At 37.5% G+C, this 13558-nt stretch carries 12 protein-coding genes and 1 CRISPR repeat array; of the genes, 3 read left to right on the forward strand and 9 right to left on the reverse strand.

The features are described from left to right. Positions 1 to 296 precede the first annotated feature (296 nt). Positions 297 to 437, forward strand: coding sequence for a hypothetical protein (locus tag IQ228_RS01770; RefSeq protein ID WP_027401772.1), 141 nt, complete (start codon positions 297 to 299; stop codon positions 435 to 437). A 266-nt stretch (positions 438 to 703) separates the two neighbouring features. Next, positions 704 to 3571, forward strand: a complete 2868-nt coding sequence (locus IQ228_RS01775) for a glycerol-3-phosphate acyltransferase (RefSeq protein WP_193962032.1) — start codon at positions 704 to 706, stop codon at positions 3569 to 3571. A 348-nt stretch (positions 3572 to 3919) separates the two neighbouring features. On the opposite strand, the gene IQ228_RS01780 is transcribed toward IQ228_RS01775, so the two are convergent. Beyond that, entirely contained in the window at positions 3920 to 4654 is a 735-nt protein-coding gene (locus tag IQ228_RS01780) for a class I SAM-dependent methyltransferase (RefSeq protein WP_027401770.1), read from the reverse strand. 263 nt (positions 4655 to 4917) lie between these two features. On the opposite strand from IQ228_RS01780, the gene IQ228_RS01785 reads away from it, so the two are divergent. Next, positions 4918 to 5100: a hypothetical protein gene (locus tag IQ228_RS01785; RefSeq protein WP_193962033.1), complete on the forward strand. Its 183-nt coding sequence runs from the start codon at positions 4918 to 4920 to the stop codon at positions 5098 to 5100. 39 nt (positions 5101 to 5139) lie between these two features. Here the strand turns inward: IQ228_RS01785 and IQ228_RS01790 are convergent, their stop codons facing one another. The 8 genes from IQ228_RS01790 to cas5d all read right to left on the reverse strand — a co-directional run bounded on the left by IQ228_RS01790 (position 5140) and on the right by cas5d (position 13530). Next, on the reverse strand, positions 5140 to 5502 hold the full coding sequence (locus IQ228_RS01790) for a hypothetical protein (RefSeq protein ID WP_027401768.1): 363 nt from the start codon (positions 5500 to 5502) through the stop codon (positions 5140 to 5142). A gap of 228 nt (positions 5503 to 5730) precedes the next feature. Beyond that, positions 5731 to 8623: direct repeats of the CRISPR family, unit length 37 nt; unit sequence GTTTCAATCCCTAATAGGGAGTAAATGAAATTGCAAT. A gap of 227 nt (positions 8624 to 8850) precedes the next feature. After that, entirely contained in the window at positions 8851 to 9123 is a 273-nt protein-coding gene (cas2, locus tag IQ228_RS01795; RefSeq protein ID WP_053539699.1) for a CRISPR-associated endonuclease Cas2, read from the reverse strand. Positions 9124 to 9251: 128 nt separating this feature from the next. Beyond that, positions 9252 to 9422 (reverse strand): CRISPR-associated endonuclease Cas2, encoded by a 171-nt coding sequence (locus IQ228_RS01800; protein ID WP_193962034.1) that lies wholly within the window; start codon positions 9420 to 9422, stop codon positions 9252 to 9254. Between the two features lie 29 nt (positions 9423 to 9451). Further along, the gene (gene cas1d, locus IQ228_RS01805; protein ID WP_193962035.1) at positions 9452 to 10456 is read right to left on the reverse strand and encodes a type I-D CRISPR-associated endonuclease Cas1d; all 1005 of its coding nucleotides are present in this window, start codon (positions 10454 to 10456) and stop codon (positions 9452 to 9454) included. A gap of 90 nt (positions 10457 to 10546) precedes the next feature. Further along, positions 10547 to 11143, reverse strand: a complete 597-nt coding sequence (gene cas4, locus IQ228_RS01810) for a CRISPR-associated protein Cas4 (protein ID WP_193962047.1) — start codon at positions 11141 to 11143, stop codon at positions 10547 to 10549. Between the two features lie 261 nt (positions 11144 to 11404). Then, complete coding sequence (locus IQ228_RS01815; RefSeq protein WP_027401763.1) at positions 11405 to 11770, reverse strand: four helix bundle protein; 366 nt, start codon at positions 11768 to 11770, stop codon at positions 11405 to 11407. Positions 11771 to 11958: 188 nt separating this feature from the next. Next, positions 11959 to 12777, reverse strand: coding sequence for a CRISPR-associated endoribonuclease Cas6 (gene cas6, locus IQ228_RS01820; protein ID WP_193962036.1), 819 nt, complete (start codon positions 12775 to 12777; stop codon positions 11959 to 11961). Positions 12778 to 12822: 45 nt separating this feature from the next. Next, a complete protein-coding gene (gene cas5d / locus IQ228_RS01825) occupies positions 12823 to 13530 on the reverse strand; it encodes a type I-D CRISPR-associated protein Cas5/Csc1 (protein WP_193962037.1) in 708 nt (235 codons plus the stop codon). Between the last annotated feature and the right edge of the window lie 28 nt (positions 13531 to 13558).

A 13558-nucleotide genomic window follows, 5' to 3' on the forward strand; every position in this document is an offset into this window, starting at 1 on the left:
ATAAAGATGAAATTAAAGATTTTAACGAGCAACCCATAGCTAAACTTGCTTTTTTTGCTTTCTTTCTGGTTACTGAAGATATGATTGCTGCTCGTGGACGCGGAGGTGGTTTAGCTCTTTGGATTAGAGAAAATTAAATTATTTTTGCACAATATTAAGTAGTGGAGAAGTCCCATTTTCCCTCTTGTTACCAATCTTAAAAAAAATCGTAATAAGAATTTAACACCATCTGGCAGTAGAAAGACTAAAATCAAGACGGACAGATTAGCCCTGTAATAAAGGAGCATTATAAAACAATGTCCGATTTAAATCGCGGAATCATGAAATTTGAAGGTGCAGATTCACCTAAACTGATTACAATCTCCACTGTGGTACTTTTAGGATCAATTGCTGGGCTGATTATTTGGGCGCTTACTGCCGCTTATGCACTAGGCTAAATTCCTTAAATAACATTTGGGACACTAGTAAGACTACCATTGTTTTCTAGTGTCCTTATATTTAAGAGGAGTCAGGAGGTAGGGGCGCAAGTCCTACGCCCAATCAGCAGTCAGGAGCAAGAAAGAAAAACAAAGAAGAAAGAATTATTTTGAATCTGAACCCTGACTCCTGCCGTACAAGGGTTTTATCTTTATTATGTGATTCATGTTTGTTAACAACAAACTTGGAAGATGTCATCAAATTTTAATTTTTAGATTAGAGAATCATGATTAATCTTTTCGGTATCGTCATTATTTTAATTGTTTGTCCACTGTTAGGAGCAATACCACTAATTTCCTGGATTACTTATGCCTTGAGTGGTAAGCAGTTAGCCAAGGTGGGTACAGGAAATATTAGTGTGGCAGCCGCTTTTTATCATGGTGGTAAGTTAGCAGGAAGTATCTGCGTGGTTTCTGAAGCCCTCAAGGGTGTTGGGGTTGTGACAATTGCCCAATATTATTTTCCTTCCCAACCAGTTTGGGAACTTATTGCTTTAATTGCTTTGGTTGTCGGTAGATATGTGGCTACTAAAGGCGCAGGAATAACTAACGTTTCCTGGGGGTTGTTGGCACATGATCCGATGGTAACTGCTTTTGTGAGTTTGCTGGCGGCGACGGGGTTTTTAATTACTCGTTCTAAGGAAACTATTAAGTTGGGGGTATTAGTGATATTTCCCCTGTTTGTGGGTATTATCCATTCCCAAGATATACTAAGGATTATCGCTGCTGCAACTTTGTCGGGGCTAATTTACTGGATTTATAGCCAAATTCCTGATGATATGAATCTCCCTATTGAGGAGGCGGCGCTAGAATCTCAACCAATGATGGAATATTTAAATAATCAAGACAGGATTATTACTTTAGATGATGATTTAGATGGGGAAGTGGTGGGAGCTAAAGCTGCGACACTATCGCAAATTAAACGTTGGGGCTATACAGTTCCTAAAGGTTGGGTACTGCCTGCTGGTGAAGATCCTACTGTTTTAATTGATTTTCTGCAACCATCGCCACTTTCGCCCTTGGTGGTGCGTTCCTCGGCGATTGGGGAAGATTCCCAACAAGCTTCGGCGGCAGGACAGTATGAAACGATTTTAAATGTGATCAGTAAGGTAGAATTGCGACAAGCGATCGCTCAAGTTAAAGCCTCCTATGATCATCCCAGTGCCGTCGAATATCGCCATCGCAGTAGTTCAGAAGATCGGGCAATGGGGGTACTCATTCAACAACAAGTCCAAAGTGTATTTTCTGGGGTAGCTTTTAGCCGAGATCCCATTTCTCAACAGGGTGAGGCGGTGGTTATTGAAGCGGTGTCTGGTAGTCCTACGCAAATTGTATCTGGGAAGGTAACACCGGAACAATATCGGGTGGTGATTGCGGATAATGAAAAATTATCTTGTCTGCAATTTGAAGGTCATGGCAAAGTTCCTGAAGCATTAATTAAACAGGTTGCATACTTAGCTCGGCGGTTAGAAAAACGTTATTTGGGCATTCCCCAAGATATTGAATGGAGTTATGATGGTCAAAATCTCTGGGTATTGCAGACAAGACCTATTACTACGCTTTTACCGTTATGGACAAGAAAAATCGCGGCTGAGGTAATTCCGGGAGTTATTCATCCCTTAACTTGGTCTATTAATTCACCTTTAACCTGTGGTGTGTGGGGGGAAATTTTTACTATAGTGTTAGGCGATCGCGCTAACCGGTTGGATTTTGCCACAACAGCTACACTGCACTACTCTAGAGCCTATTTTAATGCTTCCTTATTAGGAGAAATCTTTCTGGAAATGGGATTACCTCCAGAAAGTTTGGAATTTCTGACTAGAGGTGCAAGCATCAGTAAACCTGCTCTAGATTCTACTTTGGCTAATTTACCAGGACTGACAAAGTTACTCAAGCGAGAAATTGATTTAGAAAAAGATTTTAAATTGGACTATCGCCAAGTTTTTATTCCGGGATTAACCCAATTATCAAACGTTGTCATTGAGGAATTATCACTAGATCAATTATTAGGCAGAATAGATTTAATTCTCGACTTACTCCACCGGGGTACTTATTACAGCATTTTAGCCCCCTTAAGTGCAGCCATCCGTCAAGCGGTTTTGGGGGCAAAAGCCGAAGAAATTGATAATAGCGTCACCCCAGAGGTAGCATCATTAAGAGCTATGCGGTTGCTGGCGGCGGATGCTAGGCAAATCTTAATCGCCGATAACTATGAACTTAAACCAGAACAAGTATTTGCACAATTAGCAGAAACAGCCGCAGGGTCGAGAATTTTAGCGGAATTCAACGAATTGATTGAGGATTATGGCTATTTGAGCGAAGTTGGTACAGATATTTCTGTCCCCACTTGGCGAGAAAATCCCCAAATAGTGAAACAGTTATTTATCCAGTTGCTACAAGCACCGGAAGCACCAAATTTAGATGATTCCCGTTCAGAACAGACAAATTTAGTACAAAGACGAGTTGATCTTAAAGGTAGGGTGACAGAAGTTTATTCCCGATTGTTAGCGGAATTACGTTGGACATTTTTGGCGCTAGAACAGATGTGGCTTCAGTCTGGGGTATTAACTCAAGAGGGAGATATTTTCTTTCTCAAGTTAGAGGAAATTCGTCATTTAGGGATTAATCCAGATGTAGCTTTTAAGAATCATATCTGGGAATTAATCGCAAACAGGCGATCGCAATTTATCCAAGATAGCCAAATTCTCCAAATTCCCCCCGTAGTTTACGGTTATAACCCCCCTCATCCCATTAAACCCGTAATTGATTCCTCTGACAACATTTTATTAGGTATTCCCGCCAGTCAAGGACGAATTCAAGGACGGGTAAAAGTATTACGAACCTTACAAGAAGCCCATAATATTGATAAAAACACCATCCTTGTTGTCCCTTACACAGATTCCGGTTGGGCCCCTATCCTTGTCCAAGCTGGAGGCTTAATTGCCGAAGCAGGTGGTAAACTTTCTCACGGAGCAATTATCGCCCGTGAATATGGTATTCCCGCTGTTATGGACGTACGTGGTGCGACATACCTACTTCAAGACGGTCAACAAGTCCAAATTGATGGCTATAAAGGGACGGTGGAAATACTCTAGAGGCAAGAATCATCTAGAACTTAAAAAAGCACTAATGGGGAGTAAGTGAAATTGCAATTTCGTAGGGGTTTACGGCGTAAACCCTCATGCGTAGTTTCAATCCCTAATAGGGAGTAAATGAAATTGCAATATGATGAAGTTGTTCTATTTTGTAGGAAATATCAAGTTTCAATCCCTAAGAGGTTGTTTGAAAACTTTTTCGTGTGGGATCTGACACCCGCAGATCCCCCTAAATCCCCCTCGACCTAACTGTACCCCCTATGGATCTGATCCTATCTTATTCCTAGCTTCATCGTCGCCCCGTTAGACGCAAACATGGATATTAAAACGATGGTGGATTTTGTAGATTTACTTAAAACATTCAATACCAATTATTGGCACAGAATCAAGGAAATCTTGCCAAAATTCTTGCCCAAATTCTTTTATTCCATCAGGTGAGACTATTGGTGATTGCCAGCGAACCTCTTTAAAACCGACACTCTGAAATGCCCATTCATGAGTGGGAATGCTGAGGTAATAGTTATCAAAGGTGAATTTATGATTATTAATAAATGTATATTTTATGGGCGTACCTTCGATTAGTGGTGAATCTATACTTTTAATAAATCCATATTTTTCAGTTTTCAGATATGATATAGGTGATTGAGAGGGATTGTTGTTAATACTAACAAAACGACCACCAGGTTTAAGATTGGCAAATATACTTTCACACATTTTGAGTAATTCTTCTGGACTTCGGGCATAATTTAGGAGATAGGAAGCAACTACCAAATCAAAGCTGCCTATTTCACCGAGTTCAAGTACATCACCAAGAATATATTCAATATTTTGAAATTTTCTAGTTTCTTCTTCTCTTGCCAATTCAATCATTTTTTGGGAAATATCTACCCCTACAACCTTTGCTGCACCTTGATCTTTGAATTTTCTGGAATAAAATCCTTCTCCACAAGCCAGATCCAGAATTGATTTTTCTGCCAAATTGCCAAGCATATTAAAATATGTATATGCTTCTATATGTAAACGAATTGGCAATTCTTTGGATTCTTTATACTCTTTGGCTATGGAGTCATAGTTACTAGCCATTTTTATATCCTGCTAGTTAAAGAACTTGGGTCTTGAATTCAAAGTTAATCTATCAAATTCTCAAATGAGTTTTTTGACAAATCTTTCTCAATCCTAAAAACTCAGCCCTGGTAAAGCGTCGAGTTTATTTGCAAATAATCCTGGTCGAAACGGATGATTGCAGGTCGCTACAGCTATGGATGTTGTTACAAAATTTCTCAATCTATTTTGAAATTAAAAACTTTGAATTTATGATAAGTAGGTTGGTATTGAAAATTGTCGTTATGGCAAGGCAAAAGGCACTCATGCAAGAGGCAAGAGTCAAGAGGGTTTGGGCGATTTTACATTTCTTTACACAGTTTGGTTTTATTGTGTTCACCTACTTAACTCTAAAATTTAATGATTCCTACGAAGTGCCTTGCAATAGTGAACTATTTGCAGCAGCACTTTGCGATCGCAATTTTTAAGAGAAAACCGAAGAAATCGTTATACTTCAAGAGATAAAATTAAATACTACCTTTGTAAAGAATTGGAGTATCAGTAGTAACAGTTATACCATTTCCTTCCTGACGAAAACTTGCTGTTTTTGTGGGATCTACTTTTACTAATACAGGTTCAAATCCGGTCTTTGATGTGTTATATATAATGTATTCTCCATCATAAGTGCCTTCTGTATTAGGTTGTAAAGTTTGCACTTGTGCTGGTACATTTGCCCCTAAATTATAAAAACGCCTTGTACCTCCTGAATCATTTCTAATTGTAAACCCTCCAACAATACTAGAAGACTCTTCAGCAGTTAATTCTATAAGTAGTGTGTCTTTTTGCAGACTAATATTTGCGGTTTTGTCAACTGGATTTGAGATAATCATAATGAACCTCATTAGTCAGTGCTAAATGATTCAATATTGCTATATTGGTCAGACCAATGCTTGAGTCTAGGGTCATAAATTGAATTATGTCTTTAGATCAATACTATTGCCAATTTTCCAAAATATGTCTGAAACCCAATAAAATCGTGACGATATCAATAAAGTTTCAGGGCTTTGGCAATAGTGCAATTCATGGGGGCTGGTGTGATGGAATTTTACGCCTGTAGCGTTTCAATCCCTAATAGGGAGTAAATGAAATTGCAATTATAAAAGTTTTTGATTTCCTCTAACCTAGTACCCTTAAAGTTTCAATCCCTAATAGGGAGTAAATGAAATTGCAATTCGTTCCCGTAAACATCATTAGCTGTATAGGCTGTGTTTCAATCCCTAATAGGGAGTAAATGAAATTGCAATTCTTCCTATGTTGCCATCCCCAACCGTAAATAGTGAAGTTTCAATCCCTAATAGGGAGTAAATGAAATTGCAATCTGTGGGAGATAACCGTGCCTGTACATATAAGGAAATTTACGTTTCAATCCCTAATAGGGAGTAAATGAAATTGCAATCGGCATCTATCGGGGCAACTTCTATAAACGTAGCCGTTTCAATCCCTAATAGGGAGTAAATGAAATTGCAATTTGCAGATTACAGATAACGGATATTGCAACTATCAGTTTCAATCCCTAATAGGGAGTAAATGAAATTGCAATCATTGCACGTAAGGCATAAGGAATCTCCAGAGGTTTCAATCCCTAATAGGGAGTAAATGAAATTGCAATTAAATCTTTCCTCAGTGAAAGTGGACAAATAATTGAGTTTCAATCCCTAATAGGGAGTAAATGAAATTGCAATCGGTTAGTAAATATGTACTGGCTGCGGTTAAGGGTTTCAATCCCTAATAGGGAGTAAATGAAATTGCAATTCATAGTGGCAGAAATATCCGTTACCGCAGCAGTGTTTCAATCCCTAATAGGGAGTAAATGAAATTGCAATTTGCAATAAATAGCACCAGCAGTCAAGGCAGTCAGAGCAGGTTTCAATCCCTAATAGGGAGTAAATGAAATTGCAATTATCTCATTTTTAACTGATGCGTTTAAATTTGGAATGGTTTCAATCCCTAATAGGGAGTAAATGAAATTGCAATTTAGAGCGATCGCCAAATGTAGATCCGTCTCACAATTGTTTCAATCCCTAATAGGGAGTAAATGAAATTGCAATCCTCTGACTTGGGAGTTATCCCCACAGGTGACAAAAGTTTCAATCCCTAATAGGGAGTAAATGAAATTGCAATCCAGTTGTTTCTAATTTCCTGTTTAGCGTCGGCTGTTTCAATCCCTAATAGGGAGTAAATGAAATTGCAATCTTTCTCTTCTCTGCGAAATTTGTGAGAGTTCGTTTCAATCCCTAATAGGGAGTAAATGAAATTGCAATTTGCAATCCGATACTTTTCTGGAACTGATAAAAAGTATCTTGGTTTCAATCCCTAATAGGGAGTAAATGAAATTGCAATTATATTATATATATAGAAACAAAGCCGAGGAAAAAGTTTCAATCCCTAATAGGGAGTAAATGAAATTGCAATTCCTTTGTATTACCCCTCCAGTTGGTGGTCTATTTCTAGTTTCAATCCCTAATAGGGAGTAAATGAAATTGCAATTTCAATCCTAATCTGACTACTATAGAGAATAATCTATCTTGTTTCAATCCCTAATAGGGAGTAAATGAAATTGCAATTTGGCGACAAAAAGACCATGTTGAACCTATCCCAGTTTCAATCCCTAATAGGGAGTAAATGAAATTGCAATAACCCGTTACAACCTCAACTACAGCCCAATCTGTTTCAATCCCTAATAGGGAGTAAATGAAATTGCAATTGTTTTAATCCGTGCATACAAAGGGATAGGTTACGAGTTTCAATCCCTAATAGGGAGTAAATGAAATTGCAATAAAAGCCCATTATGGCAAGCATGAACGCAGCATTAGGTTTCAATCCCTAATAGGGAGTAAATGAAATTGCAATTGCAGCTTTACAAGATTGTTAGGTCTTAATCGGATGTTTCAATCCCTAATAGGGAGTAAATGAAATTGCAATTTTACCACAAATTAAATTACATTTTTCCCATATGGTTTCAATCCCTAATAGGGAGTAAATGAAATTGCAATTAGGATAAAAAAGCAAAACTTTGGCACTACTCCGAGCTTGTTTCAATCCCTAATAGGGAGTAAATGAAATTGCAATTTCGTCTTTGAATAAGAAATAGTCACTGGTATAATGTTTCAATCCCTAATAGGGAGTAAATGAAATTGCAATAATCAGTGCTGGCGATGGTATCTTACGAGATACGTTGTTTCAATCCCTAATAGGGAGTAAATGAAATTGCAATAGCGGAGAAATAATTGCAATCCGGGAATACAATGTTTCAATCCCTAATAGGGAGTAAATGAAATTGCAATCTCACTTCTATTCTTTTGCGCCTTTCTTCCGCCAAATGCTCGTTTCAATCCCTAATAGGGAGTAAATGAAATTGCAATATGATCGCAACAATCGCAACAATATATAAGCATCTTGTTTCAATCCCTAATAGGGAGTAAATGAAATTGCAATAAAACACAGGAAGAATCAGTACAAAAATAAGCAGGGTTTCAATCCCTAATAGGGAGTAAATGAAATTGCAATTCTATATTCTCATATCCATAATAGATTGTCAAGAGAGAAGTTTCAATCCCTAATAGGGAGTAAATGAAATTGCAATCGGATCATCCTCCCACTTCACCCCAGCCCATACCAAGTTTCAATCCCTAATAGGGAGTAAATGAAATTGCAATTTGACTCCCAATTCAGAATCTATTGCCTTGGTGCGAGTTTCAATCCCTAATAGGGAGTAAATGAAATTGCAATCTTAAAGCTAAAGGTAATAAAAAGCTTGGTGTTACGTTTCAATCCCTAATAGGGAGTAAATGAAATTGCAATCCTAGCTATAAAGTAGGTCAGGTGATCCCTTTGGAGTAATTGTTTCAATCCCTAATAGGGAGTAAATGAAATTGCAATCCGCGACCGTAGCCGCCCCTTCAGCTTCTCACCCAGTTTCAATCCCTAATAGGGAGTAAATGAAATTGCAATAGCGGGGTGCTGAAAGCCTATATATATGTAGTTTTCAAGGTTCAGTTGCGCGGATGCCTTTATGATAATCCATTTCAAGAAAAGTGTCAAGGAGTAAAATAGCTGAAACTCCTGCTGTGCAAGGTGCGCGGATGGGTGAACTCCATGAACTGCATGAAAAGCTTGTGTAGACATGATTTCAGGCATTTTTTGAGAAATTGAATTTTTTACACCCACCCCCCCGCGCATTAAGCGAAGAAAATCGTCTGATCACGGGGCTGTTCACCACCGATTCTTTCTATTTTACCAAAACAGCAAGCACAAAGAAAGTAAAAGCGAATGCTGTCGGTTTCAGGTTTTATGAGTTTATTGAGACGCGATCTCAACTTAGCATATTGAGTATCAGTTAACTCACATTCAAAAATACTATACTGCACCCATTGTCCATAGGATTTGAGGATACTATGGATTTTAGTACGGCGTTTATCCTCAGAAATATCGTAAGAAACAACAACATTCATAAACTGGTAATGGGTAATAGGTAATAGGTAATTGGTAATTGGTAATAGGTAATAGGTAATAGGTAATAGGTAATAGGTAATTGGTAATTGGTAAAAACTCTTTTCTGTCACCTGTCACCTGTAACCTGTCACCTAAATAGCTTGAGGATACTATGGATTTTAGTCCGGCGTTTATCCTCAGAAATATCGTAAGAAACAACAACATTCATAAACTGGTAATGGGTAATAGGTAATAGGTAATTGGTAATAGGTAATAGGTAATAGGTAATAGGTAATAGGTAAAAACTCTTTTCTGTCACCTGTCACCTGTAACCTGTCACCTAAATAGCTACTTCAAAAACAAAGGGGGATATTTATCAATTGTTCCCATTAAATACTTAGCCAGTAATCTTGCTTGCAATTCAAAAGCCTCTCGATAACTACATTTACGCCCCATTACTGGATGTTTAAACTCCGATATTTTTTTCTTTTCGTACAAAGTTAAAAAAGTTTTCCGTCCTTCTGGAGTCAGAGAAACAGCACCACTTAACGGTTCAGTTACAAAATCGGCTGGAGTTAATAATTGCTTATTCAAAATAGATAAAACTACCGCATCTACTACTAAAGGGCGAAACTCTTCCATTAAATCTAAAGCTAAAGAAGGACGATTATAGCGATCGAAATGTAGGTATCCTAAATATGGATCAAAACCGACAATATTCACAGCACTTTGCAGATCATGACGCAATAAAGAATAACCAAAACTTAACAATGAATTTACTGGATCTGTAGGTGGACGACGGACACGCTTAGTAAAAGAAAATTGAGAATTACGAATTAGACTATCAAAACAACCAAAATAAGCAGCACTACCAGAACCTTCTAAACCACGCAAGGAATTGATACTTTCAGTTGAATTAATTGCAGCAATCACCTGTTCAATGCGAAGAATACTTTTAGATAGATCAATATCATTAAATTCACGCTGATAACGCATCAAAGTTTGACGATAATTTTTTAATTTTCCCCTAACAAACCCTTGCACCAGATGAATAGATTGGGGGGTTTCTCCTGCTGCTTGCCATTGTGCTTTGCGAATGAAAATATTACCAGTCATTTCTGGTTCTAACCGTCCCAAATAATGACCAATTTTATTGATAAAAGATAGAGGGATATGACGCTGCATCAATTCATCCACAACAGCCGGTGAAATAGTTGCTCGTCCTAAAACAACTACACCCTCAAGATGAATAAACGGAACATCTTGAAGAATTTTCTTTTCATATTTCACATTAATCCGTTCATCAACCTTACCGATAAAAGCATCATCTTGTACGATGTAAAGAGTACCCATAATTAAATCCTCAAAATAGGTAACAGTAGACAGGTGACAGGTAACAGTAAAAAGAGTTTGAGAAAGGTTTTTGCATCAAGTATAAATTTCTCAATTTGCTTCTTGATAACGCCCAACTTTATCAGCAAGTTGTGGCAAACATCGAGAATAAAGACTACAACCATCACAGCGTTTTGTTTTTACAGCTTTTGGCATAGCACCTGTAAACAGTAAGGTTTGGATAGCTTCAATAGTAGCAATGGTACTACCTCGTAATTCTGGGGTAATTTCTACTAATTTCCGTTGATGAGTTTGAGCATAATAGATATAGCCAGTATTGATATTTTTTCCTGTCATTTCCTCCAAACACAAAGCTTGAGCGCAAACTTGCAATTCATCATTATCCCATTCTCCCCTGCGTCCTCTTTTGTATTCAATAGGGTAAAATCCGCCATTTTCAAACTCAATTAAATCAGATTTACCGATAAGTTTATATTGCTCTGATTTCAAATAAATAGCGCGTATCTGCCAAGTTTCCTCACGATTTTGTTCTCCAACTGTGTGAACTCGTTCATGTAAACTTGTACCTTCAATTGTGTATTGATTATCAATAAATTCCCCTGCACAATGAATCAACCAACAACGATGAGGACAATAGGAATATTGATTTAATGAGGCAATATTAACGTAATCATCATCAGAGGTCAGAGGTGACAGGTGACAGGTTACAGGTGAAAGTAGGAAGAGAGTTAGTCATTTCGTTTTGAAACATAATTAATTAAAAGTGGTAAAAATTGATAGTGGGAAGAAAGTTAGTTATGGTGTAAGTAATTGGATAAAAATATTTACAGTCATTGCGAGCGAAGGGAAGCAATCACAACCCTTGGAATTGCTTCATTTCACTTCGTTCCATATGGCTAACGCCACGCAACGCTTACGCAATGACATTGTGTAATTAATTCTGTCTCACTACTTATTTAAGATTTTCAAACGAAGAGAAGTGAGCATTTTACTAATTTCTATAATCAGTGATAATGTGCGATTTGCTTGTTCTGAAGTTAGATAATTTAATCTAACAGCAAGGATTAAAAAAGTTTCTGTTTCCATTAATGAACCCTTAGCTATAGATAAAAAATGTGCAAAATCGTTTTTAGTTGTTCCTCTTGCATGACCTTCGGCAATATTGGCTGGAACAGATGCAGCAGCACGAGTAATTTGTGAAGTAAGACGATAAATTTCTGTATTTGGAAATCCAGCAGCTAATTGATAGATATTTACTACCATATCCATTGATTTTTGCCACACAATTAAATCTCGATGTGATTCAATCTTCATAAATAACTCCTCTTCCCTTATTTACTTTTGCCTCTTCCCTGTCACCTCTTCCCTGTCACCTGTCACCTCTTCCCTGTCACCTGTCACCTCTTCCCTGTCACCTGTCACCTGTCACCTGTCACCTGTTCCCTGTTCCCTGTCACCTCTTCCCTGTCACCTGTCACCTCTTCCCTGTCACCTGTTCCCTGTCACCTTCTCCTCACCATTCCCATTCCCATTGTTGTTTTTCTGCCAATACCAGCATATAAAGCAAAATCAGCTAAGGCGTTAATTTGTTTAATTGTCGTTGTTTCTACATTACCAAGAATGCGATAACTGATTTCACCTAAACAACCAATAAATTTGTTGTCATAGTTGCTAATAACTTCAGTATTGATATTAAAAGCACTAGCATAAATTGATTCAAAAGAAATATTGGTTAATTCAATATCGCTATATTTATGCCACCGATTTAGTAGACTATTGAATACAGATTCCCTTGTTGGTAAAACATTATCAAATGCACCTTGACGAAAAGCTACAGGTGTAGAAAAAATGAAATTAAGATTGCGTTCTGTTTCGCTTGCTTGTTGATAAAGTTGGGAATAACTACAAGCATTTGCCCAAGGTTGATTAGATTGGGGTGTACCCTGAATGCTAGTAATATATAGGTTAGCTGAACCTAAATGCCAAGGTTGTTTGGGGTTTATATTTAACCATAAAGGTGTCAGTTGACTAAATAAATTGTCATTTAATAAAGAAATACGCCACCAACAAGAAGTACCAGCAGGAATAGGATTTTGATGGGCATATTGCAAAGGATAAGATTGGGTTTTATGTTTGTTTTGTATCTGCAATGGTGAGAGCGTAAAGGCTTTATCGGCGTTTGATTCGTGTAAGTAGTCTCCTAATTTTCTATCAACAGAACTCACTAGATTAAGAAATAAGGCGTGGTAATGTCTACCTGTGAGGAAATTGGGGTAAATTGGAGATTGGGGGATGATGTTGAGGATGAGACTATGGGGCATAATTAATAATTGAAAGTAGGGTGGGCATTGCCCACCAATTACATTTTAAGCACGAAATCTGTATTGCATTTGTTTAGGAAGTTTTACATTTTTGACATCATCAAAATAGTAATATTCCCCTTGTATTTGGACATTTTGAATCAGACTAACTGGCGGCATATTTACCACATCATAACTAATGACTTGATTAGTAAACATGACATCTAAAGGGTTTAAAGGATGAGTGCAGGTAAATAAATCAGTTTTTGTTTTTGGTTGTGGTAATTTCTCAACCGTAATTTCTGCTTTGCTCATCCATTTACCTAAACGAATCCATTTAGGTAATTTAATCTCTTTTTGAGCAATTAGAAAAAACTCAAATTGACTTTCTGGTGCAATTTCCTTTGCTCTTCCAAAACTGGGAATATTCTTTTGGGTTTTCTCCATTTCTACATGATAGTTATTATTGGCATATTTCCATGTATTGAGAATAGATGAATGTCTCAGAGAACGAGCAGGAGTTATGTAAATTCCTTGTTCATTTAAAGGAGTTAAATGTGCTTCATATTTTGGCACTTGTTCGGGACAGAAATAGCGATAAGAATCCTCTTCTGCAACGGTTGTTGAGTAGATTGGACTATCAACTAAACCAAGTGCATAACAGAGAGCATAGTTATGAACTATTGCCTCTGTTTCGTAAAGTCTGCCAATTTCACGGGTAGCAAAATAGAGGCTGTCGTGTAGTTCTAATTTGCAGCGATAGATAATGGTCATAGTGGTGATGATAGAGTATAGATCCCCG

The organism is Dolichospermum sp. LEGE 00246, from assembly GCF_015207865.1.
Lineage (GTDB): Bacteria > Cyanobacteriota > Cyanobacteriia > Cyanobacteriales > Nostocaceae > Dolichospermum > Dolichospermum heterosporum.